Here is a 24,662-nt window from a genome sequence, read left to right as displayed (position 1 = left end):
GAAGTCCTGCCCATCGGGACACGACGGGCAGGACATTCGGGCAACTCTGTGCGATACCGGCTCCCCGAAGCAACCCGATTCCGATTCCGACGTCTTCTGGACAAAGCTTCAACAAAGGACGCGAGAGGGGCGCCAAGAATGGGAATCACCGCGAAGAAGACAATCAAACTGGCAATTGCAGGCGGGGCAGTCGCCGCTGCCGCACTCCTTTCCGCGTGCAGTGGGGGCAATGTCGCGGGAAATGGTTCGCCGATGCGGAACGCGGCGGAGACGGCAGCCGTCGAGCAGGTGCCGGAAGGCGCCGGACAGGGAGCGGCCGCCGGAGGTTCCGGCGCCACGGCGAACGGCGACGTCAACTGCAGCCGTCACGGCGGTCCGGTCGGCGCGCCCGGGCGGCAGAAGATGGACCTGATCGCGGTGGAAGCCACCGACGGCACCAAACCGGGCTGCACCGAGGCGTTCACCGTGATCGCCGAGTACTACCAGAAGCTGCCGCAGGCCGAAGGCCCTGGTGAGCGGGTGCTCGACGTCCAGGGGAAGTGGACCTGCGCCCGTCAGGCGGACTCCGCTGGTGGCGGCGAGGGCGCGGTGACCTGCGGCGTGCCCAACAGCTCCCTGCAGCTGGAGACCAAGCCCTCCGGCAGCACTGGGACGGCACCTGATCAGCGGGTCCACAAGTTCCCGAACACCACCCAGTCGGTGCAGTTCACCGGGTACGACGCCAACGTGCGGATGGTCCGCTTCCAGCTGACCACCGACCAGCAAGGCGACGGCAAGGCCTACCGGCTTCCGCTGTGGCAAGGCGCCAAGGTGCTCAGCGCGGCCACCCTGTGCCCGAGCGAATCGGTCACCATCGACGACCAAGGCTTCGGCAACCGGCCGTGCGGTCAGGATCAGCTGCTCCGGCAACTGAAGGACGGCAATCCGGTGCTCGCGCAAATCAGCGTGAACGGTGACGACCAGATCGCCATGGTCAAGGAGATCTACCGTCCCTGATCCGAGGAAAGCGAAAACCGGCAGCCGGGAATTCATCCGGCTGCCGGTTTATTCGCCAAGAAAGCTATAGTGACGGCCGCGGGGAATATATCGATTCACGCGGCAGGCGAATCAAACCGCGATACTCAGAAGCTGTCTCGCAGCGGCACGGTGAGCTGCTTGAGCCAGGTGCCGGTGGTGAAGTCCCGTGCTTTGATCACCACCGCCCGGTGATACACCTCGACCTGGAGGCCCTGGTTGAAGGTGCCGCCCAGGGACACCTCGCCACCCTTGCCGTCGTCCACCCAGCCGGTCTGCACGGCGCCGGTGTTGATCACGGTGAAGCCTTCGAGGTTGCCGCTGCCCGGAACGACCCGTCGGGTTACCCAGTCGGAAAGGTTGAGATCCCAGTGGGTGTGCCCGGAAAACAGGAACACGTCCCGGTATTTGCCGAGCACCGACAGCAGCCGATCGGCCTGAAGGTAGTCGCTGAGGTAAAGCTTGTTGCGGGTGCCGGACACGGTGTTCGGCAGCGGGTGATGGGTCAGCACCATCACCGGCTTGCGCCACCGATCCCAGTACGCGAGCCGTTGTTCCAGCCAGGCGAACTGCCGGTCGCTGAGCCACACCTCGTCCCACAGCTTCGGGTCGTGGTACTTGGCGTAGCGCTCGGTGCCGAGGCACAACACCGGCACCCCGTCGAACGAGGTCTCCGAGTAGACCGTGTTGCGCCCGGCGAAGTTGTAGAAGCTGCGGAACAGCGAGTCCTCGGTGGTGCCGTTGGGCCAGGTCTCCTGCGCGAGGGTGTCCGGGTCCCGCCATTTCGGCACATAGAACTCGTGGTTGCCGATGGCCCAGACCACCTTCTTCGGATGCGGGTGCTTGTCCAGCACCGACCGCACCTGGGCGTACTCGAAGTCGTAGCCACGCGGGGTGATGTCCCCCGCCACGCCGAGACCGGCGCCGCGCGGGTTGGTGACGTTGATGTCGTTCAAGGCCTTGCCGAAATCGGCCAGATCGCCCTGGATATCGCTGATGATGTTGAACCGCACGGCCGGGCCGAGCGGGTCACGGCCGGGGGTGGCCTCCGCCGGGCTTCCCAGCGCGGCGGTCGCGGCCACCGCGCCACCCGTGGCCAGCATGAACGACCTGCGATCCATTCGACACCCACATTCAGCTACACCAGTACCAACGGCGCAAAGGTAGGACGTCTGAGATGCTCACCGATGACGTCGCGCCAGCCGGGGTGTGTACGCGAAGGTAACTTCAGGTTCCGGTGGCCGCCAGGTACTGGCGCGGCATCTCGGTACACAGATAGCTACCGGTCTTCGAGGACGGGGCGTCTACCAAGTCCTCGATGGTCAGCGGGAAAGCGCGGCGATGAGCGGGCCCGGGTCGGGGTGTTGCGAGGGGCACTGCAGGATGACCGAAGTGGCGCCCGCGGCAGCCAGCTCGGCGACGAGAGCGCGGGCGCGGTCACCAAGGGCGGGCACGTCCGGTTCGACCTCGGCGAAGACGATGACTCGCGGCGCCGGTCGGCCCGCGGCTCGCGCGGCCTCGGCGGCGCGGGCGGCCTCCGACGCGACATACTCCGGCGTGGCGAGCGGCGCGTCCAAGAGCACGCCGTCGCCAACCTCGCCGGCCAGCGCGACCGTTTTCGGCCCTCGCGCGCCGATGATGAGCGCGGGCACCTGGTCCGGCGGCCAGCCCAGCGCCACCCCGTCGAGCTGAACATAATGCCCGGTAGTACTGACGGTCTCGCCGTGCAACAGCCGCCGGACGGCGTCGGCATGTTCACGCAGCAAGGTCATCGGCGATGCGGCACGCGCGCCGACCTGCGCCATCCAGTCGAGCACCCCGTGTCCGACGGCCGGGACGAACCGGCCCGGGAAAAGCCGCGCCAACGTGGCGATCTCCATGGCGACGGCGGCGACGTTACGCAGCGGTACCGGCATCAGCCCGATCCCGACGGTGAGCCGCTCACTCCATGCCAGCGCGGCCGCGGCGGAGGTCAAACCTCCTTCGAGGAAACAGTCCTCCCACAGCCATAGCTCCTCGATACCGGCCTCATCGGCCGCGACGACCGTCTCCCGCAACTTCTCCGGCGGTAACTCCGGACGAAACACCACACCCACGCGAACTTCGGACATGATCGCCAGGATATAGAGGGAACAAGGCAAAGGTGGCGTGTCCGGTCCGCGTGTCGCGGTCATGAGGGGCGAGCGGAAAGGAACACTCACCGAGCGGCCCGCCGCGGTCATCGGCGTCCGTTGAACGGTGTCAGCGCGTTCCAGAGTTCACATTTGTGCTGGCGAGGGATCTCAGTGGTGAGCTGGCTGTCTCCCCCGGCGTTGAGGGACATGACGACGGGATTGTCCTTGGTATAGGGCTCCCAGCGGGGCGTTCCGTCCACCGTGGGATTGCCGGTGCGGGCGAATCCCGTCCACTGCGCGACAAGCTGGTCGGACAGCACCTGCTGGTTGGGGTTGAGCTTGACGCCGTTCGGGAACAGCAGAAGCCATTCGGCGATGTGGTAGGCGCCGTTCGGTTTGGTGGGGTCGACGAAGAACTGCGGCGGTACGTCCGGGTCGTCCATCTGATAGGCGTAGACCCGGATGTGCCGCGCCAGCCGTGCGTTGTTGAGCACGGAGGGGCAGACGGAGTTGGAGTCGGCCACGATGGTCCGGAAGGCCAGGAAGGGTGCGGGCGCGGGGAACCGCGTCAGCGGATACGCCCGGTGGACCTCGGTCGCGTGCTCGCCGTACTGCTGGGCCACCAGCCGGTCGTAGTCGGCTGGGGTCGAGGCGGAAGGCAGCTGGGTCTCGTCGCGTGCCACGCCGTGGATCAGTGACACGTCGTTGACTCGCCCGGTGGCGAAGGCCTCCCCCGGCGACATCGGCAACGTCGTCCCGTTCACGATCGGCGCGATCGTTCCGCTGTCCGGCTCCCTCCCGTGCCCCGCCTGCTTGAGCAGGGTCGCCGCCGGTAGCCCGCGCAGGCATACGGCGGCTTCGGCCACGACGCCACAGCCCACGGCGGCCGCGAACCGTGCCCCGGCGCGCTGAGCCTGGTTCTCGGTGGACAGCTTCGCCTTGCAGTCCTGCGCCTGCCACACGGTATCCACGCCGAGCAGCGAGTTGTACTCCCCGCTTTCGCTGATCCCGCGCTGGAACAATCCCGCCGAAGCAGGCGAGGCGGTGTGGGCGCAGACGCTCGATCCACCGGCGGAATCGCCGTAGATCGTGACGGCGCGCGGATCACCGCCGAACCGCGCGATGTTGCGCCGCACCCACTGCAGAGCGGCCTGCTGGTCCTGCAGCCCGTAGTTGCCGGCGTGCTCGCCGAACGCCCCGTGAGCGAGGAAACCGAAGATCCCGAGCCGGTAGTTGACCTCCACGCTGATGACCTGTCCCGCCGTCACCAGCCGGCTCGCGTCCTGCGGCTTCCACAACAGGAAACCTCCTCCGTGGAGCTGCACCATCACCGCGAACGGCCCTGGCCCCGCCTTGGCAGGCACACGGACGGTCAGGTTGAGGCAGTCCTCGTTGTCCGAGCCCGGACCGGCACCGGACGGTTGTGCGCACTGGTTGCCCTCGCTGGTCGCGGCGAACGGCTCGGTCCAGGGGGCCGGCCGCCGCGGCGGCTTCCAGCGCAGGCCCCCGACCGGCGGTGCGGCATAACGGATTCCTTGCCACGACGTGACCTCCGTGCCGGCGACACCGCACACCGGACCGTCGTCGGTCGCCACCGTGGTGCCCGGCGAGCAGGCAGGCGCGGATGGCACCTCCGTGTCCAGACCACTGGCCATGGACGCCGAACCGGCCACCGGCACCACCAGCATCACGACGGCCGCCACGGCGGCGAGCACCTTCCGGTCGAGTCTCATCCGTCCTCCTCCATTCCCGTTCCGCCAAGGGCCCGAGCGGAAGATTCGCGACACGACGACCGACTTCCAGTCTGACCACCACCCCGGGCGGCACAACCTCCGTTCGGTCGCGCCGGAATTGTCAATTTCCCGGTCAAGATGGACTTTTGACCGGGCGGCGGCAGGTCAGCCGCGGATCAGTGGCCGGTAAGGACTCCTTCCTAGCCTGCTGGGCAACCGACCAGCCAAGGGGGAAGACCACCATGCCCGATTTCGAAGTGGAGCTGAGCGAGCTGCATCAAGCGGCCATCAAGCTCGAGGACGGGGGCAACATCGTCCTGAGTGCCGGGTTCGGCACCGGGAAGGCCGACATACCGGATATGCCGGCGCCGGTGAGCGTCATCCCCAGATCGGACGGGAAGGGGCACTACACCCAGCTCAAGCTCAACGCGCCGGACAACGCCTTCGGCCGCGAACTCGGCTTCGTCAACGTCGCCCGCGCCTACGACGAGTACCGGGTGCTGTTGGAAAGCCAGCTCAGAACGCTGGGAGACCACACGGTCGAGCTCGCCGAAGCGCTGGGGCACGTGGCCGAGCTGTACCGCGCCGCCGACCAGGGGCAGGGCTGAACAATGGGCGCCTTCGAAGACCTGTTCGATCCTCCGTTCAACCCCGACGAGATCAGCCCGGACCTGCACGAGGCACTCAAGTCGATGGTCGAGCAGCTCAAGATCCTGGACCACTCGGCCATGCCGCAGGTCAACGGCATCCACCCCGACACCCGGCAGGAGGTGACGTCGCTGTTCCGTGATGTGTCGGACACCGACGTCAGGCAGCTCGAAGAGCTCATCGAAACCCTGCACCGCACGTGGTATCGGCTGGGCAACGACTACGTCATCGAGTACGACCTGGCGGCCAAGCAGCTGGAAAACTGGTCCGGCAACGGTGCCACCGCCGCCAAGGAGCGCATCGACCGGGCCAAGGCCGCGATCGGGATCAGGGTCAGTAATCTCAGCCAGCTCGAAGCCGGGGCGGTGGCCGCACACGACATCGCCGTCGCGGCCAAGGAGGACCTGAAGAAGCTGGCCGAAGGCCTCAAGGAGGCGGTCAAGCAGTTTCACGCCTCCCAGCACACGAGAGCGAACATCGGACTGAAGGTCTTGGCAGCGGGCCTGGCCGGGGCCGCGACGGGTCTGCTCGGGCTGGCCGCGGCCGCGGCGGTCACCGGCGGGATCACCCTCGCCGCCGTCGGTGCCACCGGGGCAGCGGGCGCCGCGGGAAACATGCTGAGCGTGGGGATCTCGGAACTGGCCGCCGATCCGGTACAGCTGGCGGGTGGCTCGCCGTACGAAATCTCCGAGTCGCTGATGGAGCAGGTCACCAAGATGCGACGCGGCATCGAGCATGCCAACGGGGAACTCGCGGCCAAGCTACGGCAGCTCACCGAAATGGCCATCGGGGACAAGTTGCCCGAGCCGCTGGACCTGCTTCCTGGCGGGAAATTCGACCCCGTGACCTTCCGGACCGACGAAATGCCCGACGAGCTGATCGTGAAACTTCAGAAAGCCCAGCACTCGGACGGCGTCGCGCGTATGGACCCGGGCAGCGCGGTCTCCCGCCGGTTGTCCGGTTTGGCCGGGTAGCGACTGCAAAGGGTTTCCCGGCAAGAGGAACTAACCGACGCCCGGCGCAGTCGACACCGGTATGGAACTCGGTGTGCTGGGCCCGGTGGAAGTCACCAAAGACGGCTGCCAGGTCCCGCTCGGCGCGGCTCGGCTGCGGTGCGTACTCGGCCTGCTCGCCCTCGAAGCGGGCCGGGTCGTGCCGACCGACCGGGTCGCCGAGGCGCTGTGGGGCGAGCGGCCGCCACGCGGGCAGGCAAACTCGATCCAGGTCACGGTCTCGAGACTCCGCCGGGTGCTCGCGGGCGAGGCGGCCATCATCCGGCGCGGCCAGGGTTATCTGCTCGACGTCGACCCCGGCGCGATCGACCTGTACCGATTTCGGAGCGCGGTGACCAGGGCGGGCGCGCTCGGCGCCGGCCAGGACGTCCGGGCGGAGGCGATCCTCGCGGACGCGCTGCGGCTGTGGCGGGGCAGCCCGCTGGCCGACGTCGACTCGGCTCTGATCCGCCACCGGCTCGTGCCGTCGCTGGAACAGGAATGGCTCACCGCCCGGCTCGACCACGCCGAGGTGACCCTGCGTCTCGGCGGGCACGCCAAGGCTTTGCCCGAGCTGACCGCGCTGGCCCGGCAGCATCCCCGTCAGCAACGGCTCACCGCTCAGCTGATGCTCGCGCTCTACCGCGACGGCCGCCCCGACGACGCCCTGGCGGCCTACCGCCGTCTGCGGGCGGATCTGGGACAGCACAGTGGACTCGAACCTTCCCGCGAACTCCGGAAGCTGCAGCAGGACATCCTGTGCGCCGATCCGGCACTGGACCCGCCCGCCGCCGAGACCGCCCGCGTCACCCTGCGCGCGGTGAAACCCGCGCAGCTGCCACTAGCCGTCGCGGAATTCACCGGACGGGACGCGGAGGTCACCCGGCTGCTCGGTCACGCCCGCGCCGGGCACGGCGGGTCGATCTCCGCACTGGCCGGACAAGGCGGAGTGGGCAAAACCGCGCTGGCGCTCCAGGTGGCACACGAGCTGGCGGCCGAATTCCCGGACGGTCAGCTCTACGTCAATCTCGGCGGCGCCCGGCCCGGCCCGCTGGAGCCGGACAGGGCGCTGGTCGGGCTGCTCTCCGCACTCGGCGTGCCGAGCGGGCATCTGCCCGAGGGGCTGGAGGAACGCTCGGCGTTGTTTCGCAGCCTGCTCGCGGGCCGCCGCCTCGTCATCCTCCTGGACGACGCGGCGAGCGAAGCGCAAGTGCGGCCGCTGTTACCGGGCACGCCTTCGGTGGCCGTGCTGGTGACCAGCAGGACCTCGTTGCTGGGGCTGGAGGGCACCCGCCATCTCCGGCTGGACGTACTCACCCCCGCGCAGGCGGTCGGGCTGCTGGCGAAGGTGGCCGGGACGACGAGGATCGGCGACGAGCCCGAAGCGGCCGCGGAGCTGGCCGGGCTGTGCGGCTACCTGCCGCTGGCCGTACGGGTGGCGGCGGCCAGGCTCGTCGCCCGGCCGCGTCTGAGCGTTTCGCAGCTCGTCCGACGGCTCTCCGACGAACGACGTCGCCTGGACGAGCTCGTGGCAGGCGACCTGGCCGTACGGGCCAGCCTGCGGCTGAGCTATCAAGGGCTGGCCCCGCGGCTGCGCCACGCGTTCCGAACCTTCGCGCTGCTCACGGTGCCCGACTTCGCCTCGTGGGCGGGCGCCGCGATGCTCGGCGTGTCGGCGCCGGAGGCCGAGGAGCTGCTCGAAGCGCTGGTCGACGTCCACTTGGTCGAAGTGTCCCATGTGGACGCCACGGGACGGGCGCGGTACCGGTTCCACGACCTCACCCGGTTGTTCGCCAGGGAATGCGCGTTCGCGGAGGACAACGAGGATGTCCGCGCGGAGTCCCTGCGCCGGACGGTCGGCTGCTGGCTCGCGCTGGCGGACGACGCGAACCGGCGCCTCCCGCACCAAGTGCTGAACCTGATCGGCGGGACCGTTCCCCGGCCCGCGTTGACCGCCGGCTGCACCAGGGAACTGCTCGCCGATCCGCTCGCGTGGTTCGACGCCGAACGCACCTCCCTGCTCGTGGTGGTGCAGGACACCGCCGACGCGGCCTGCCCTGAACCCGCGTGGGAAGCCGCCCAGATCGCCTCCGGCTATCTCGCGATCCGGAATCTGCGTGACGAATGGGACGAGACGAACCGGCCCGCGCTGCGGGCGAGCACCGTGGCGGGCGACCGGCTGGGCGAGGCCGTGACGCTGCGCGGACTCGCCCTGCACATCCTGCCGGTGGACCACGAGGCGGCGCACGAGCACGCGGCCGCGGCGCACCGGCTGTTCGCCGGACTCGGCGACCGCCGGGGCCAGGCGGACGCGCTGCGGTTGCGCGGCGCCGCACTCCGGCTCGCCGAGCGCTGGGAGGAAGCGCTGAAGTGCTTGCGAGAGGCGGACAAGGCCGCGCGCGGTGAAGCGTGGGTGAGCACCGTGAGCGCGTTGATCTTGATGGCGCTCATCCACCGCGACACCGGACGGCTCGATGAGGTCGCGCCGTGCCTGCGCCGGGCAAGGGAACTGGCCCGGCGGCTCGGGGACCTGCCGAGCGAGGCGTTCGCCTGGCTGCTCGAAGGTTCGGTGCTCAGCACCCAGGACAAGACCGGCGACGCGGTCGCCGCGTTCGAACAGGCACTGGCGTTGTTCCGCACGCTCGGCCACCGGGCGACCCAGGCCATGACACTCGTCTACCTCGCCTGCGGCTACACCCGCCAGGGTGACGTGCGTGCCCAGTCCCTGCTCGACGAAGCTCTGCGGTTGTCGAGGGACCGCCGCCCCGAGCCGATCGGCTCGATGGCGGTCGGCGCGCTGGTCCGGTTCGTCTTCCCCAGCTCCGAGTTCGAGCGCGCGCTGGCGGTGCTCGTGGCGACCGTGCGCCGGGACCGGCCTGCCAGCACGGGCCTGGTGCCCGAACTCTTTCGCGAGCTGGGCGACTCCTACCAGGTGATGGGCGAACCCGCGAAGGCCGACGGCGCCTGGGAGCGATCCAGGCGGCTGACTGACGACCCGGCCGTGAACGATCCCGCCTGATCAGGCGTTCAGCAAGGCTGCGCGCTTTCAGCTGGTCTCGGGCTTGTCTTGTCACCGAATGGCCAATAGCCGGACGACGGCGTTGCTGGCACGCTGGACGGGGTCCGATCCGCCTCGGAAAGGGTGATCTCCGGTGACATGTCCCCTGGTGCTGGACCCGAACGGCCACGAAATCCATGCCGAAAACGAGCGGCTGCGTGAACGTGGCCCGATCACCAAGGTGGAACTACCGGGCGGCGTGGTGGCCTGGTCGGTGACGAGCTACGAAATGCTGCGCGGTCTGCTCAGCGACCCCCGCGTATCCAAGGATGCTCGACAGCACTGGCCGGCGCTGGCCGAGGTCAGCACGGACTGGCCGTTGCTGGTGTGGGTCTCGGTGCGGAACATGTTCACCGCGTACGGCACCGACCACAAACGGCTGCGCTCGCTCGTGACGCAGGCGTTCACCGCGCGCCGGATCGCCACGCTCCAACCCTGGATCACCCGGATCGTCACCGGCCTGCTGGCGAAGATCGCGGCCATGCCGCCGGGCAAACCCGTTGACCTGCGGGAGAGTTTCGCCTATCCGGTGCCCATCGAAGTGATCTGCCAGCTGTTCGGCGTGCCGGACCCGGCCCGCGCCGGGCTACGCCACGCTGTCGAAGTCTTCTTCCAGACCTCGGCGAGCCAAGAGGAAATGCTGGCCGCGTATCAGCATATCCACTCGATCTTCACCGAACTCGTCGCCGCCAAGCGGTTGTCCCCCGGCGACGACCTCACCACCGCGCTCATCGCCGCGCACACCCAGGACGACGGCGCCCGCCTTGACGAAACCGAACTGATCGACACCCTGATCCTGTTCATCTCGGCAGGCCATGAAACCACCGTGAATCTGCTCGACCAGGCCATTACCGCACTGCTGACCCATCCCGGCCAACTCGCGCTGATCCGCGCCGGGCGGATCTCCTGGCAGGACGCGATCGAGGAGACCCTGCGCTGGGAGGCACCTGTGGCGCATCTTCCGCTGCGGTACGCCGTCGAGGACATCCCTGTCGCCGACGTGGTCATCCGGCAGGGCGAGGCGATCATGGCCGGCTACGCCGCCGCCGGCCGGGATCCGGCCTTGCACGGGCCGGACGCCAACGCGTTCGATGCCACCCGCGCCGACAAGTCGCATGTCGCCTTCGGCTACGGGACGCACCACTGCCTCGGCGCGCCACTGGCGCGGCTGGAGGCGGCGATCGCGTTGCCCGCCCTGTTCGAGCGGTTTCCGGACATGACACTCGCGACCTCACCGGACGCACTGCGGCACCTCGACTCATTCATTTCCAACGGGCATCGCGCGCTGCCGGTATTGCTGCACGGCCCTCAGCCGTCCGCCGCACCGTAAGCAGGCTCGTTCGTCCCCGTATACGCAATTACAGTGCACCCGGATTTCCGCATAATCCCCGGGTGGGAACTTTCCCGCGATGGCCGAATCCACGCGGACGAGACATACCCTGTATCAATCACCGCCGAGATCAGGCTGCCACGAGGAACATTCCGGGCAATTCGGAGAAATCATTCCACTGGCCTGTTTTCCGGGCAACCACGATCCCGGCCGGGCCGTGAACGTTCCGGACTTTCGGCGGTGACCGACTTGCGGCGGCCGGAAAGGGGGAGCCAGACGGACGTTCCGCGTACCGGTCCTTGACCGGAACGATCCGCGACTTTCGTCTCCCTACCTAGGACGGTATTCCGTTTCTCCCGTTGTCGGACATCTTTGTTTTCCGGCATCGAGCTCCTCTGCCGGATTCCCGCATCCCCCTCACTCATCCACGACCACCAGGCGGCTCGGCCGCCGGATTGTGAGCAACCATGCGAAAACTGGCTTCAGTCGCTCTCGGGATCTTGGCCGCGGCACTCGCGGTAGCCACCCCCGGAATCGCGAACGCCCAAACAGACTCGGGGGTCCAGCCCTCGATCATCGGGGGGACCACCGCCACGGAGACCTACAGCTTCATGGTCTCGCTCAGCAACGGCTGCGGCGGCAGCCTCGTGGCACCCCAGTGGATCGTGACGGCCAACCACTGCGGCAGCGCGTCGCAGGGCCGGATCGGTTCGACGAACAAGAACTCGGGCGGTGAGGTCGGCAGGATCGACCGCCGTGTCACCAAACCCGGCACAGACCTCACCCTCATGCACCTGTCCACGGCCGTCCGCGCCGCTCCGGTCGCGATGGCCACGAGCAATCCGGCGTCGAACACGACCGCTCGGCTCCTCGGCTGGGGCTGCACCAGCTGGCCGAGCTGCAGCACCCCGACCACGCTGCGCCAGATCGATCTCCGGGTGCTTCCCAGCAGCTCCTGCTACGCCGGGGGCGGTGGCTCCGGTGACGTCTGCATCTCCGGTGATCGCGGGCATTCCGCCTGTCACGGCGACTCCGGCGGCCCCGCGGTCGTCGGCACCACCGGACGCTGGACCCTGGTCGGGGAAACGCACGGCCCCGGCGACAACAACGGCGAATGCGCCACCAGCACCCTCTACACCGGCATCGCCCAGCACCTGAGCTGGATCAGGCAGCAGACCGGCGCCTGATCGCCGGTTTCGGTGTTCACCGGACTGACTGATCGATCCACCCTTCGTCCATTTTGGACAAAGGGTGGATCGATCCTCCGCGTTGGCGCCCCGGCACAGTTGTAGTTCATTTCCCAGAGGAGCACAGCCGGTGAGTATCGACAGCCTGCCGGACGACTTGCGGCGGTTGGGCCTTGCCTCGCGGGAGATCGAGGTGTACTCGGCCGTACTGGACACCGGGCCTTCGGACCTCGACGACGTCGCCGGTCTGCTGGGTCACTCGGCCGAGGATGTGCGGGTCGAGGTCGAGCACCTCGTGAGGCAAGGTTTGCTCGCGTACTCGGGCCGTGACGGCCGCGAGCTGGCGCCGGTGGAACCGAACATCGCCCTGCAACAGCTGGCGGCGGCCAGGTCGGCCGAGCTGCAGCGGTCCCACGTGGCCGCGCTCAACGCGTATCGCGCGTATCGGCGCTCGGTGAGCCAGCAACCCACCGGCGAGTTGCTCGAGGTGGTCACCGGGGCGTCGATCATCGACCGGGTCTGGCATATCGAGGAGTCGGCGGAGTCGCAGGTGCTGCGTTTCGACTCGCCGCCGTATCACACGCACGCCGTCCCCAACCCGGTCGAAGTGGCCAACCTGGAACGCGGCGTGGACTACCGCGTCGTCTATTCCCGGTCCGCGGTGCAGAACAGCTCCTACTACGCCGGCAACATCCGGCCGTGTATCGCCGCCGGCGAACAGGCTCGGGTGTTGCCGTCCGTGCCGGTGAAACTCACGGTGTACGACCGCCGCCTTGCCCTCGTGTCGATGTCCTCCGTGGAGGCCGAGGTCAACGACTCGCTGCTGCTCGTGCGGCCCTCAAGCCTGCTTTCGGCGCTGACCGGATTATTCGAGGCGTCCTGGCGCGCGGCGTTGCCGATGCATTTGGACAAGGCGGTCCCCCCGGCGCTGAGCCCGGTGAACCGGCGCGTTCTCGAGCTGCTGTCCACCGGTGTCAGCGACGACACGATCGCCGAGTTGCTGGGGATCAGCCGCCGGACCCTCTCTCGTCACCTGGAGCAGCTCACCACGCGGGCCGGGGCGCTGACCCGGTTTCAGCTGGCTCTGCACGCCGCCAGGGAAGGATGGATATGACGGCGGCACGTCGACGTCAGCCGTCGGACGGCGGGCGTCCGACGTCGAGTGCGGCGGGCGAGTCCGCGTCCGGGATCAGCACGGCCGGGGTGCCGGTGCCGTCCGCCGGAACCGTCCACACGTCGGAGCCGTCGTGGTCGCGAGGCAGGCCGTAGGCGACCGTATGCTCGTCGATCCACGCGGCCTGGTCGTCGACACCGCGGGTCTCGGCCAGTGGCGTCACCCGGCCGGTGGCCAGCTCCAGCACGGACAGCCGCCAGCCATGGGAAGGCTCACCGTCGCGCGCCGCCTTGAACGCGATCCTGGTCCCGTCCGGTGACAAGGACGGGCACTCCACGCCGTCGCGGACCGTTTCCAGGCGCCGTGCCTCCAGATCGCCGAGCATCAGGTAGCGGTGGCCGCCGGTGGACATGGTGGCGTAGAAGTGCCGGTCGTCGACGGCGAAGGTGACACCCCAGAAGTTGAGGTCAGTGGCGGTGTAGGGCCGACCGGCGACGGTGACCGTCCAGTCCTCCAGGGTCGGCACCAGATCCTGGGTGCGGGTATCGAGAATCCCGACCCTGGTGGAGAACCTTCCGCCGTTGTAGGAATCACCGGTGACGAACACCGCCCATGTCACCAGCCGTCCGCTCGGCGAGACCCGGACCCGATTCGGCACGCCGACGAGAGGAATCTCCCGGCGTACCGCCAGGTGTTCGTCCAGCACCGCGAGCTGATAGGTGGTCAGGTCTCCGTCCTGCCGCAGGCAGGCGCCGGTCCCGTTCGCCGCGAACAGCCGTTCGCATTGGACCGGCGACACCGTCCGTGGCCCGCGGCGCGGATCGGCCGGCGCCGAGATCAGATGCCCGTGGCTGTCGGCGGCGGTGCTCCGGGCCACCAGGCCTGGAGCCGGGGTCAGCGACACGGTGCCCAGCGCCGCCGTTGCAGGGCCCGCGGGCTGGGCCACGGCGATGGCCAGCGCGGCGAGCACGGCCAGAACGGTGCAGCCCGCGACGGCGACGCCGACCCGGGTACGGCGCCTCATCGTGTCTCTCCTGGCTTGGCGTGCTTCGGGAGCAGCACCCAGGTGAGCCCGCACGCCAGCAACGCGACGGCGAGTGCGACGCCGGTGGGGGCAGCGGCACCCCAGCCTGCCCAGGCGAGTCCGAACGCGACTGACGAGGCGAAATAGGCCAGCGCCTGGACGGTCTGCACACAGGCGAGCCCCGTGGTGCGGAGTTCGGCGGGGAAGCAGGGTCCGGCGAGCGCCATCAGCACCCCGTCCGTGGCCGCGTAGAACACGCCGTACAGCACCAAGATCGCACCGATCGCCGGAATCCCCGGCAGGTCGAGGGTGAGCAGAAGGTAGACCGCGGCCAGCGCGGCGTACCCGTAGCGCAGCATGACCCGGCGGCCGACGCGGTCGGCCAGCGCGCCGAACGGGCCTGCCAGCACCAGGTAGACCACGTTGGGGACCACCGCGAACAGCGGGAACCAGCCTGCCGCCACGTCGTGCTGTCGCACCAGGATCAGGTAGACGAACCCGTCTCCGACGGTGCTGAGCCCCAGTGCCGCCGCCGCGCCGAGCAGTTTGCGTGCCTCGGCACCACGCATCAAACCCATCGCACCGCGCAGCGTCACACTGGTGGCGGCCGTGCGCGCGTCGGTGCGGTCGCGGGCGAACAGCATCAAGACCAGTACGGCGGAGGCCGCGATGCAGAAGCTGACGAAGAACAACGCGGTGAAGCCACTCGAAGCACCGGTACCGACCGCGGCCAGTACGCCGAGGGCGACCAGCGGACCGGCGAACGCGCCGGCACTGTCCATGGCCCGGTGCACCCCGAACGCCCGGCCGAGCATGGACTCGGGGACCGACAGGCTGATCAGCGCGTCGCGTGGTGCCGTCCGCAGGCCCTTCCCCGCGCGGTCGGCGACAAGGACCGCGCCGAGTGCGGGAACACCGGTGACCGCTGCCAGCGCCAGTTTCGCCAGCGCCGAGATGCCATAACCGATCCCGGCGACGGCCTTGCGCCTGCGGAAGCGATCGGCGACATAGCCGCCCACCAGCCGCAGCAACGCGGTCGCGCCGGTGTACAGGCCGTCCATGAGGCCGAATACCACCGGGCTTACGTGCAGTGCGAGGACGAAGTACAGCGGCAACACGGCCGTGACCATCTCCGAGGAGATGTCGGTGAGCAGGCTGACCGTGCCGAGAACCACGACGGTGCCACCGACGGATCTGATCGTGCCGCGCGGACCGGTGCGGGTGCGTTTGCCGGAGGACCGGTCGACGGTGGACAAGTACATGGCTGGGTCTGCCTCCTGACATGCGAAGCGGCCCGGCCGGACAGTGAGTTCGCCGGATGTCCGGCCGGGCCACTCGGTCAATCCTGGGTATCGCTGACGTTCTCGATCTCAGCCGGGACATCCGTGCCGGACGGCCCGATCCAGAGACACAAAGGGTCGAGATCCCCTCCGGTCACCGCGCTGTCGGGACCGTTCTCAGTTCCGGAACCCTCGCGGCGGCCGACGAGCCAGGCGAAGCCGGATCTCGACGGGCCACCCGAAGGCAACCCGATCACCACCGGCATGGTCATCGGCCTGCTTCTTGTCAAGCCGTCCAGATATCGGTGATAGGCTGTTTGTTCGCGGCGCCGGCCAAAGGCGGCAAGCCATACATGTCCTCCAGGGTGCGCAGCACGGTGTAATGGTTGGCCTGGGTTTCGGATTTGTAACCCGCCTTTACGTGGGCGCCGACCATCGCGGTGTAGATCTGGTTGACCGACGTGAAGTTGTCCTCGTCGAAAGTGGCGATGAGCAGGCTGTTGTGCGTCTTGGCCCACTGGGCATAGCCGTCGAGGTTCTTCTTCAGCCAGGAATCACCCGTGCTGACCGAACAATCGTGCATGTCGTTGCACATATCCGGGATCACGAACGACACCGTCGGCAACGTGCTGTAATCGCTGGGGAAAGCGGAGTACGGCACGTTGGTGGCAGCGCCGGACGTCGACTTGAAGAAGGCCCATGGCGCGTGCTTGCGCGCGTACCGGCCACTCTTGCAGGTGGTCGAGCCCGCCTTGGGAAGACCTTCGGAATAGCCTTTGAAGGTCTTACCCGCCTTGACGAGCTGGTTTCCGATGTTGTCCCGGTCGATCTGGCCGCTGAGGCAGTCGTCCTTGTGCACCCCCGCAGTCGTTCCGGAAAACAAGCCGACGTAGTTCGGTTGGCTGGGATGAGTGACTCCGTACGACTTGCCCAAAAGTGTCCCTTGAGAGGCCAGCGAATTGAGGTAGGACGCTTTCGAGCTGCCCTTGATGTCGGTGTAGTTCTTGTTTTCGAACATCACGATCACCACATGGTCGAACTGTGGGATCGAGGCCGCGGCGGGAACGACCTGTGCGCTGCGCACCGGCTGGCCCGCCGATACCGCTGTCAACGCCAGCAACGCCAGTACCGGCGCCGCGAACAGTGTTGCGACACGCCTTGCTCGCATCACGAATCTCCTTCTGAGGGTCGGGAATGTGCCTTACCGGCGCGGGATTCAGTCCCGCCCGGTGCCGGTGAACAGCAGCCGATTGGGGGTGTCACCGCCGGGGTTGCCGATCTTCCCGGTGGTGGCGTTGGCGATGATCGCGTTCTGCACGTCGGCCGGGGAGGCGTCGGGATGCGCGGCCAGCCACAGTGCCACGGCTCCGGTCACATGGGGTGCCGCCATCGAGGTTCCGGTGATGGTCTTGGTGGCCGTGTCGCTGGTCGCCCATGCGGAGGTGATGCCGGTGCCAGGGGCGAACAGGTCGGTGCAGGGACCGTAGTTCGAGTCCGAACGCCGCCGGTCGGCGGAATCGGAGTTGTTGACCACGATCGCCGCGGCGATATCGCCAGGAGAGTTGCCGCACGCGTTGGTGTGGCCGTTTCCCGACGAAACGACCCAGGTTACACCGGAGGCGATGGACTTCTTGATCGCGGTGTCCTCGCTGCCGCTCACCGAGCCGTTGATGCTCATGTTGACCACGGCCGGTTTCACCGCGTGCGCGGTGATCCAGTCCGCGCCCGCGATGATGTCGGACTTCGAGGCCCTGTCGTGGCAGTCGGTGACCCGCACCGCGACGAGTTTGACCCCCTTCGCCACCCCGTAGTCCTTGCCGCCTACCGTTCCCGCGACGTGGGTGCCGTGGCCGAGGCAGTCCTGTCCGGCGCGTCCGTCGCCGACCTCGTCCACGCCGATGGCGGCCCGGCCTTGGAACTGCGTATGCGCGGTGCGCAAGCCACTGTCCATCAGGTACACCGTCACGTTTCCGGCGGTGGTGCCATAGGCGTAGCTCTTGTCCAGCGGCAGCGCACGCTGGTCGATGCGGTCCAGTCCCCACGACGGCGGGTTGGGCTGCGAACTCGAGCCGTGGCGCCACGCGTCCTGCTCCACATACGCGACGCGCGAGTCCGCGGCGACCGCGGCGGCCTGTGCGGCAGTCATCTCCGCGGCATACCCGTGCAGGGCGGATCCGTAGCTGTGCCGGACACTGCCACCGTGGTCACGGACGATATCGCCGTCGGAGACGTCCCGGTCTCGCAGGACCACAATGTACTGACCGGCGATCGGGTCTCCCGACGGCCGTACCCGGTCAGGCGACCGCATCTGCGTGGCGAAGGACGTCCCCGCCGGGTAGGTGACCACGACCCCCGCCGCCAGCACGACGGCCACGGTGATCATTCGAGGTATTACGCGCATGTCAACTCCTGGGCGACCGGCCCGCTCCGTTGCGGGCTTCCTCCCCTTGCCGGGGTCGGGAAGGACAGTGTGACCAGCGCCGGGCGCGAATGATGACCACTCGTCGCCGGTGGCGTGATCTGGCCACGAGGCGTGCCGCGAGCGGACGCAGTCCACAGTGGAGGACCTTGCTCAAGCAAGCGGGCGGCCCCACGAAGTCGTGAGTGGCCTTTGGTTACGGCACCGGAGGCATTGAGGGGCAAGGCAAACGTGGCGCGGCGGGTTCGGCGGCGCGAGCGGACTTTTCAGGGGCCCGACACCGCACTCGCGTGCTCAGAGACGGAACTCGCGTGCTCAAAGCCGTGAGATCCGTCTTTAAGCACGCGAGTCACGCCTTCAAGCACGCGAGTTACGCCTTCAAGCACGCGAGTTACGCCTTCAAGCACGCGAGTTACGTCCTTGAGCACGCGAGTCACGCCTTCGCCCTGGCCGCCAACCCCGCGAACAAAGTCAGTCACAGCGAGCCCAGGCACCACGCCACGATTGCCTTACCCCCTCAATAACAGGGACTGTGTGGATTTCGGATCATCTGACGCGTCGGAATCCACACGGTCACCGGATGCGGTCCGGCATCGAGGCAACGCACCCATCACGCCATGTTTTTCTTAACTCTCAATAATAACCGCGAAGGTCGCGTGTCGTGATCACCGTCGCCAATGGCGTCACTGTGCCACCGGAGCGCGCCGCTTCCCGCATGATCTGGGCCGCATGACGGGGTCCAGCGGTGGCGCGCTCTGCTTCATTTCCCTCGTCGCACAGCAATATTCCCTTATCCGGCAACGGAGATATTCTCGTGTGTAGTCGCCTATTCGCCGCTGTCGTGGCCGTGAGCATCGTGACCACGGCCGGATCGGCCGCCACCGCGAGCGAGGCACAGCCCCTCATCATCGGCGGCGGCACCGTGTCGTCGGCTCCGGCCCCGGCGCGGACCTCGCGCTGCTGAAATTGACAAAGCCGAACCAGACTTCGTCACGCTCGCTACCGAGGATCCCGCACTGAACTCGACCAATCAGATCTACGGCTGGGGACGGACCAGCCAGAGCGGCGCGGCGTCCGAGCGGCTCAAGACCGCGAACGTGAAGAACACCGGTATGCAAGGACAACAGCGGCGGGCGGGCGCTCTGTTCCACCGGCGTCAACGGCAACGCGTGGAAGGGCGACTCCGGTGGACCCCAGATGCAGGACGGGGTGCAGGTCGGTGTCGCCTCCACGGCTGACGGCAAGAGCAGGCAGACGTATGGAAGCGTTGCGGCGAACCGGCAGTGAATCCAGTCGGTCGCCGGAGTCTGAGCCACTCCATTCGGCATAGTGGCGACATTCAGCACAGTGACGACGCGGTCCTTGGTTCGCGGCCCGCCTCCTACGAGGACGGTTCCTGGCGGAAGGTCCGGCCTCCGAGCGCTATGACCGGTACCGGATACGGGCCCGTGCTCGAACAGTACGACCATCGAATCGGCCGTCCCGGCGACCCAGGCTACGAGCGAACGCTGCCCCTCTTCGCGCACGGCGCGGTAGGTCGACTCGACCGTGCGCAGTTCGATACTGCTTCCATCGTTGAACTCGCCAGTGGGCCTTTGCCAACCTCATCATGCCCTGGCGATCATGAGGCCTCCGGCCTGCCGTAGCGCCCCATCGCCGTGGTCGGAAGGAACATGGCTGCCGGACCACCCCGGCGACTGAACCGAGAGGCGCGAACGGACCGTTCGCACTGAGCCTTGCCAACGATCACCTCGTCCGGGCCGTTCGCGGTGATCAGTCCCTTTCGGGCGATGCCGAACCTGCTGCGAGAGAGGTGTAGCCAGCGTCGGTACTGGGTACTCGACGTCCGTGATCGTCAAGGTACTGGCAGTCGGTGCGTGCCTGGTGCTCGCCGGATGCGCCGGCTCGAGTACGCGGGCCCCGGTCGAGGATGCCACAGCGCGGTTCCTCGGCGCTCTGGCCTCGGCGGATTACGGCTCGGCGTGCACGTTGCTCGCGCCGCGGATCCGCGAAGCGTGGAACCGGGAAGGCTGCGAACACGCCTTGGCCGAGGCGGCCGTCCCCCGCGGCACTCCCGGAACGATCTCGGTATGGGGTGAAGAAGCCCAGGTGAAGACCTCCTCGGACACGCTCTTCCTGCACGAGTTCTCCACCGGATGGCTGATCACCGGCACCGGCTGCCGCCCCCGCAACGAACAGGTTTACGACTGCGCGGTAGGTGGACCGTGAAGGCGCGCGTCGTGTTCACGATGTACCTGGCCTTTGTCGTGGCGGGCCTCGCCTACTGCATTGTGCTTGGACTGCTGCACCGGTGAAAGGGGCGACGGTGAAACGCTTTCTCCGCGACAACGCGCTTTCGCTGGGATTCGGGCTGCTCTTCCTGCTCAGTCTCGCCGGGCAGGCACTCGCCGGCCTTGCCGACTTCAACGACCGGCGGCTGAGCCACGCCACCGAACCCGTCGGCCTGTTCGACTATCTGGCCTCCGCGGACTTCGCCGTCGATGTCGCCGAGAACTGGCAATCGGAATACCTGCAGTTCTTCCTCTACGTCTTCGCCACCGTCTGGTTGTTGCAGCGTGGTTCCCCCGAATCCAAACCGGCAGGCAGGGTGGGCTTGGAAAGCGACGAGGATCAGCAGGTCGGGCGCTACTCGACCAGCGACTCCCCCCGCTGGGCGCGAACCGGCGGCTGGCGCACCGGGATCTTCTCGATGTCACTCGGACTAGTGATGCTGGGGCTGTTCCTGTTGTCCTGGCTTGCCCAATCCGTGGCCGGGCTGAGCACTTACAACGCCGACCAGCTCGCCGACTTCGGCGATCCGGTGTCGTGGTTCGGCTATCTGACGTCGTCTGACTTCTGGAACCGCACCCTGCAGAACTGGCAGTCGGAATTCCTCGCCATCGGCTCGATGGCCGTATTCAGCGTGTACCTGCGCCAACGCGGATCCCCGGAATCGAAACCCGTCGGCGCACCGCATCACGCCACCGACGAATCCGGATGATCCGGCAGCACGCCGAGAATCCGGTCGTTTCAGGTACGGCGGCGCAGGAGGTACGCCACGGTGACGCCCAGCGCGACCCCGCCGTAGACATCGGTGGGCCAATGGACATCCGTCCTCATCCGGCTGTAGCAGCCGGTGATGGCCAGCGGCGCCACCGCGGCACCCGCCCGTGGAGCGCGCAGGGCGATCGCGGTGGCGAACGCGGACGCGGTAGCCGCGTGTTTCGACGGGAATGACGACGAAGTCGGCCGCTCCGGCAACGACGCCCGCGCAGGCACGCCACGGGCGGGTGGACGCGGGCGGCGCACGAGTGCACTGAGCAGGTGTCCGCTCAGCATTCCCGCGCCCGCGGCGAGAAGACCACGTCCGGCCGCGCGACGGGTGTCGCCGGGGCGCGTCGCGCAACTGCTCCTAGACCTGATCACGGGGCACCGTCCGATGCCAGTTACGGGAGAAGCATCGGCGTTCCCCCTCGTAGCCGTCCAATTGAGCATCGATCACGAATTCGGCCGGCGTGCAGGACACCCGCGTCCGGGTCTCGGTCCTGGCCTCCCACCCGTCACGGGCGAAGGTCATCGACCATGAGGTTTCCGCCACCGGGGAACAGAAGTCGTCGGCCACCGACGAGTACCGCTCGAACACGTTCCTCGTGACGTCGAGGCCGATGGCGTCGAAGCGGACCTTGCCCTCGTTCTTCACGACCTCGAGTGCGGACCCGTAGTCGATCAGATCACGGGACACGGTCCATCGTTGCTCTCCTGGCTCGATCTGGGTCGTGGGCAACGGTTCCGTTCCTTCGGGTTCGCCGAACGGCCGGGCCGGCACTTCGTCCGGTTCCGCCATCGGGCGCACCGGAAGCGTGAGCGTGCTCTGTCCAGTATGGACGGTCACCATCGCGGGCTCCGGCGGCGGCCAGGCCAGCGGCCAGTACGACGACGAGAGGGAAAGCCGGATCCGATGGCCGGCGGGGAAAGCCTGCGCGACGGCGTTGAGTTCGATCCGCACCCGGTAAGGCTTTCCCGGTTCGAGCGGCTTCGGATCGTCATGCCCGTCCCGGTGGGTCAGGTTCAGCAGCCCGTAGGTCACGCGGGTGGCCCGGCCGTCCGGCGCGACGTCGGACAGCCGGACGGCGACCTGCGCCACCGGCTTGTCCGCGGAGACCTCCAGGTCCACCACGGGTGAGCCGAGGATCTCGCACGGCTCGGTGAGTTCGTCGGTGTCGAAGACGAGCGATCCACCGTCCTCTTCGCGCTGGTCGTAGGGCAGATCGGGTGGGGCGCTGTAGGAGGCCCACTTCCCGGCGAACTGACCGACCGAGAGCGGCGACTCCACCGACAGCCGCTCGGACGGGACTTCTTCGCCGGGGCGTGCGATCCGATGCCGGGCAAGGCGATGCTCCGACGGATGGACGTGCGGCGAAGGCCAGTACGGCTCGCCGACCCAGCGGCCGGGCCGGTCCTCATAGGACGTCGAGGGTGGCACGCTGTCCTGCATCCAGGTCTGCAGCATCGGCCCGTCCATGACGCCGTTCTCGACGTCCTTCAGCCAGTGATCCCACCAGCGGACCAGTTCCTGCAGGTAGCCGATGGCCGGACCGGGCTGCCCGAGATGCGGGTACTTGTGCGACCACGGGCCGATCAGCCCGCGGCGCGGGACGTCGAGGTTGGCCAGCAGACGGGAGACCGCGTTCGAGTAGCCGTCCGCCCAGCCGCTGGAGGCCAGTACGGGCACCTGGACGTCGCTGTAGTTCTCGCAGACCGACGCGTGCCGCCAGTAGTCGTCGCGGCGCTGGTGACCCAGCCATTCGCCGATCCAGAGGGTGCAGTTCTCCAGCCGTTCGAGCCAGAGGTCCCGCCACCGCTCCCCCGCCAGTGCCGGGTCGGGAGGCAGCGTGCTGTAGGCGAACATCGTGGACGCTTCGGCGACGTTGTCCGAAAGCAGGCACCCGCCCATGTAGTGCATGTCGTCGGCGTATCGGTCGTCGGTGAACGACGAGATCGCGATCGCGGCCAGGCCCGGCGGTTTACGCGCCGCGGTCTGCAGTGCGGCGAAGCCACCCCAGGAGATGCCCATCATGCCGGTCCGGCCGGTGCACCACGGCTGCGCGGCGATCCATTCGAGAACCTCTTCGGCATCCTGCTGCTCTCGCTCCAGATATTCGTCGGCGAGCACGCCCTCCGACTCCCCCGAGCCGCGAATGTCCACGCGGACACAGGCATAGCCGTGCCCCGCGAGATACGGGTGGTGGACCGAGTCCCGCACAGAGGTCAGGTCGCGGTGCCGGTACGGGATGTACTCCAGGATCGCCGGGACCGGCTCGCCCGCCGAGGCGACCGGCCGCCAGATCCTGGCCGACAGCATGATGCCGTCGGACATCGGGATCCGGATGTCGTCGTCCTCGGTGATCTCGTACGGCAGCGAAGCCACCGTCCGCATGACTATCCCTCCTCGAATTCGAACCGCAGTGCTTCGGTGCACCGGCGATACTTGCTTTCCATCTCCCGCTCGGTCTGCGCCGCGACGTAGAGGTGCGCCAATTCGTAGCTGTAGCTGTCCTGCGCGGGCAGGTCCGAGAGCCGCGTTCCCTCCTCCGGCACCACTTCGATCTTCACGCCAGGGATCTTCGCCTCCAGGTCGGCGATCTCCGCACTGGTCGGCACGCGGGTGACCAGTCCGTCGCGGAAGCGGCGGTGATACCACTTGCCCGCGATCCGGTAGCCGCCCTGCTGCCTGCGCTCGCCGGGCTCCTTGCCAAGGCCCAGCCGCACCATGAGGTCGTGATTCGGTACGCCGTCGACGTACTCGAACAGCTCCGCGTGCGACTGCGAATGCCTCGGGTTGATCTCCAGCAGACAGGCCTGCCCGGATTCGGGATGGCAGAAGAACTCGATACTGAAGGTCGCGTTGTCGAAGCCGATCTGCTCCATCACGCGAACCGAGATCTCCTTCATCCGCTGGACCGCGTCTTCGGGCAACTGGGACGGATATTGGTGTCTCTGGAAGCACGGCGTGTCGGGATAGTTGAGCGAATCCAGCACGCCGTACACGGTGACCTGTCCCTTGTGGACATATCCTTCGGTCGCCGCCTGCACACCGCTCAGCGCACCCTCCGCGAGGCACGCCGCCCCACCGGCGTCGGCCACCTCGGCGGGGAGCCGGACCTTGCCGAGGATGTAGTCGAAGGGCTCGCCGATCCGGCCGACCCCCGCCCGGATCTCGGCGACTGCCTTTTCGAACTCGCCTTCGTCGGCGACGTGGAAAGCCAGCTCCGACGAGAAGGATTTCACCGGCTTGAGCCACATGGGGTAGTCGACATTGGCGGGCGGCGAGGGATCGTCGTTGTCAAGATCGACGATGGCGAACTCCGGCAGCTCGTCGATCACCTTCGCCTGTTCGAGGCGGCTCCAGAACTTGTGTTCGCACTTCAGCACCGCTTCGAGCGACACACCGGGCAGGCCGTACTTCTCGCACAGCATCGCCACCATCGTCGAAGAGGGGAAATCCCAATAGCTGACGATCGCGTCGATCGTGCCTTCGAAGGCGTCCAAATGCGACTGCGCCTTCTCCATCAGCTCGACGATGTGGATCTCTCCTTGCTGGAGCTCCTCGACCGAGAGCAACGGGTGGAAGCGATACTGGTCCGCACCGGGGATGCGCCGCAGCACCTCGTCGTTGCCCTCATCGAGGCCGATCACGAAGATGTTCTTCTCCTCGGAAGACCTGGGGGCTGTGTCCATACGCGATGACT

20 protein-coding genes are annotated in these 24,662 nt (G+C 67.7%); 9 read left to right on the top strand and 11 right to left on the bottom strand.

The features are described from left to right. Positions 1–138 precede the first annotated feature (138 nt). Positions 139–996, top strand: a complete 858-nt coding sequence (locus AB0M65_RS12835; protein ID WP_364025900.1) for a hypothetical protein — start codon at positions 139–141, stop codon at positions 994–996. Positions 997–1,121: 125 nt separating this feature from the next. Here AB0M65_RS12835 and AB0M65_RS12830 read toward each other — a convergent pair whose 3' ends face one another. The 3 genes from AB0M65_RS12830 to AB0M65_RS12820 all read right to left on the bottom strand — a co-directional run bounded on the left by AB0M65_RS12830 (position 1,122) and on the right by AB0M65_RS12820 (position 4,861). After that, a complete protein-coding gene (locus AB0M65_RS12830) occupies positions 1,122–2,135 on the bottom strand; it encodes a DUF4073 domain-containing protein (protein ID WP_364025897.1) in 1,014 nt (337 codons plus the stop codon). Positions 2,136–2,336: 201 nt separating this feature from the next. After that, positions 2,337–3,125, bottom strand: coding sequence for an LLM class flavin-dependent oxidoreductase (locus AB0M65_RS12825; RefSeq protein ID WP_364025894.1), 789 nt, complete (start codon positions 3,123–3,125; stop codon positions 2,337–2,339). A 107-nt stretch (positions 3,126–3,232) separates the two neighbouring features. Continuing rightward, positions 3,233–4,861 (bottom strand): carboxylesterase family protein, encoded by a 1,629-nt coding sequence (locus tag AB0M65_RS12820; RefSeq protein WP_364025892.1) that lies wholly within the window; start codon positions 4,859–4,861, stop codon positions 3,233–3,235. Positions 4,862–5,103: 242 nt separating this feature from the next. On the opposite strand from AB0M65_RS12820, the gene AB0M65_RS12815 reads away from it, so the two are divergent. The 6 genes from AB0M65_RS12815 (at position 5,104) to AB0M65_RS12790 (ending at position 13,190) form a co-directional block, all read left to right on the top strand. Next, a complete protein-coding gene (locus tag AB0M65_RS12815) occupies positions 5,104–5,469 on the top strand; it encodes a hypothetical protein (RefSeq protein ID WP_364025889.1) in 366 nt (121 codons plus the stop codon). A gap of 3 nt (positions 5,470–5,472) precedes the next feature. Further along, positions 5,473–6,483: a hypothetical protein gene (locus tag AB0M65_RS12810; protein WP_364025886.1), complete on the top strand. Its 1,011-nt coding sequence runs from the start codon at positions 5,473–5,475 to the stop codon at positions 6,481–6,483. Positions 6,484–6,568: 85 nt separating this feature from the next. Beyond that, positions 6,569–9,520 carry a BTAD domain-containing putative transcriptional regulator gene (locus AB0M65_RS12805; protein WP_364025883.1) on the top strand — a complete coding sequence of 984 codons (2,952 nt, stop codon included), beginning with the start codon at positions 6,569–6,571 and terminating at the stop codon, positions 9,518–9,520. 133 nt (positions 9,521–9,653) lie between these two features. After that, on the top strand, positions 9,654–10,889 hold the full coding sequence (locus AB0M65_RS12800) for a cytochrome P450 (protein ID WP_364025880.1): 1,236 nt from the start codon (positions 9,654–9,656) through the stop codon (positions 10,887–10,889). A gap of 467 nt (positions 10,890–11,356) precedes the next feature. Then, positions 11,357–12,076 carry a trypsin-like serine protease gene (locus AB0M65_RS12795; RefSeq protein ID WP_364025877.1) on the top strand — a complete coding sequence of 240 codons (720 nt, stop codon included), beginning with the start codon at positions 11,357–11,359 and terminating at the stop codon, positions 12,074–12,076. Between the two features lie 130 nt (positions 12,077–12,206). Continuing rightward, positions 12,207–13,190 carry a helix-turn-helix transcriptional regulator gene (locus tag AB0M65_RS12790; RefSeq protein WP_364025874.1) on the top strand — a complete coding sequence of 328 codons (984 nt, stop codon included), beginning with the start codon at positions 12,207–12,209 and terminating at the stop codon, positions 13,188–13,190. Positions 13,191–13,206: 16 nt separating this feature from the next. On the opposite strand, the gene AB0M65_RS12785 is transcribed toward AB0M65_RS12790, so the two are convergent. From AB0M65_RS12785 to AB0M65_RS12765, 5 genes are all read right to left on the bottom strand, one after another. Further along, positions 13,207–14,214, bottom strand: coding sequence for a hypothetical protein (locus tag AB0M65_RS12785; protein WP_364025871.1), 1,008 nt, complete (start codon positions 14,212–14,214; stop codon positions 13,207–13,209). Next, entirely contained in the window at positions 14,211–15,476 is a 1,266-nt protein-coding gene (locus AB0M65_RS12780; protein ID WP_364025868.1) for an MFS transporter, read from the bottom strand. Before AB0M65_RS12780 ends, AB0M65_RS12785 begins: the two co-directional genes overlap by 4 nt. A gap of 77 nt (positions 15,477–15,553) precedes the next feature. After that, positions 15,554–15,766, bottom strand: a complete 213-nt coding sequence (locus AB0M65_RS12775; RefSeq protein ID WP_364025865.1) for a hypothetical protein — start codon at positions 15,764–15,766, stop codon at positions 15,554–15,556. Between the two features lie 14 nt (positions 15,767–15,780). Beyond that, on the bottom strand, positions 15,781–16,662 hold the full coding sequence (locus AB0M65_RS12770) for an alkaline phosphatase family protein (protein WP_364025862.1): 882 nt from the start codon (positions 16,660–16,662) through the stop codon (positions 15,781–15,783). Positions 16,663–16,710: 48 nt separating this feature from the next. Further along, complete coding sequence (locus AB0M65_RS12765; protein WP_364025859.1) at positions 16,711–17,895, bottom strand: S8 family peptidase; 1,185 nt, start codon at positions 17,893–17,895, stop codon at positions 16,711–16,713. Between the two features lie 1,866 nt (positions 17,896–19,761). On the opposite strand from AB0M65_RS12765, the gene AB0M65_RS12760 reads away from it, so the two are divergent. Both AB0M65_RS12760 and AB0M65_RS12755 read left to right on the top strand, forming a co-directional pair. Beyond that, positions 19,762–20,142: a hypothetical protein gene (locus AB0M65_RS12760; protein WP_364025856.1), complete on the top strand. Its 381-nt coding sequence runs from the start codon at positions 19,762–19,764 to the stop codon at positions 20,140–20,142. Positions 20,143–20,239: 97 nt separating this feature from the next. After that, a complete protein-coding gene (locus AB0M65_RS12755) occupies positions 20,240–20,914 on the top strand; it encodes a DUF6766 family protein (RefSeq protein WP_364025854.1) in 675 nt (224 codons plus the stop codon). A gap of 29 nt (positions 20,915–20,943) precedes the next feature. On the opposite strand, the gene AB0M65_RS12750 is transcribed toward AB0M65_RS12755, so the two are convergent. The 3 genes from AB0M65_RS12750 to AB0M65_RS12740 are packed head-to-tail and all read right to left on the bottom strand — an operon-like array spanning position 20,944 to position 24,651. Next, positions 20,944–21,339 (bottom strand): phosphatase PAP2 family protein, encoded by a 396-nt coding sequence (locus AB0M65_RS12750; RefSeq protein WP_364025851.1) that lies wholly within the window; start codon positions 21,337–21,339, stop codon positions 20,944–20,946. Then, complete coding sequence (locus tag AB0M65_RS12745) at positions 21,326–23,350, bottom strand: CocE/NonD family hydrolase (protein WP_364025848.1); 2,025 nt, start codon at positions 23,348–23,350, stop codon at positions 21,326–21,328. Before AB0M65_RS12745 ends, AB0M65_RS12750 begins: the two co-directional genes overlap by 14 nt. A 2-nt stretch (positions 23,351–23,352) precedes the next feature. After that, positions 23,353–24,651: an ATP-grasp domain-containing protein gene (locus tag AB0M65_RS12740; protein WP_364025845.1), complete on the bottom strand. Its 1,299-nt coding sequence runs from the start codon at positions 24,649–24,651 to the stop codon at positions 23,353–23,355. Positions 24,652–24,662: the final 11 nt, after the last annotated feature.

The sequence above is a fragment of the Amycolatopsis sp. NPDC051071 genome (assembly GCF_040682875.1).
In the GTDB taxonomy this organism is placed as follows: domain Bacteria; phylum Actinomycetota; class Actinomycetes; order Mycobacteriales; family Pseudonocardiaceae; genus Amycolatopsis.
This window is presented reverse-complemented; position numbering and strand designations above follow the sequence as displayed.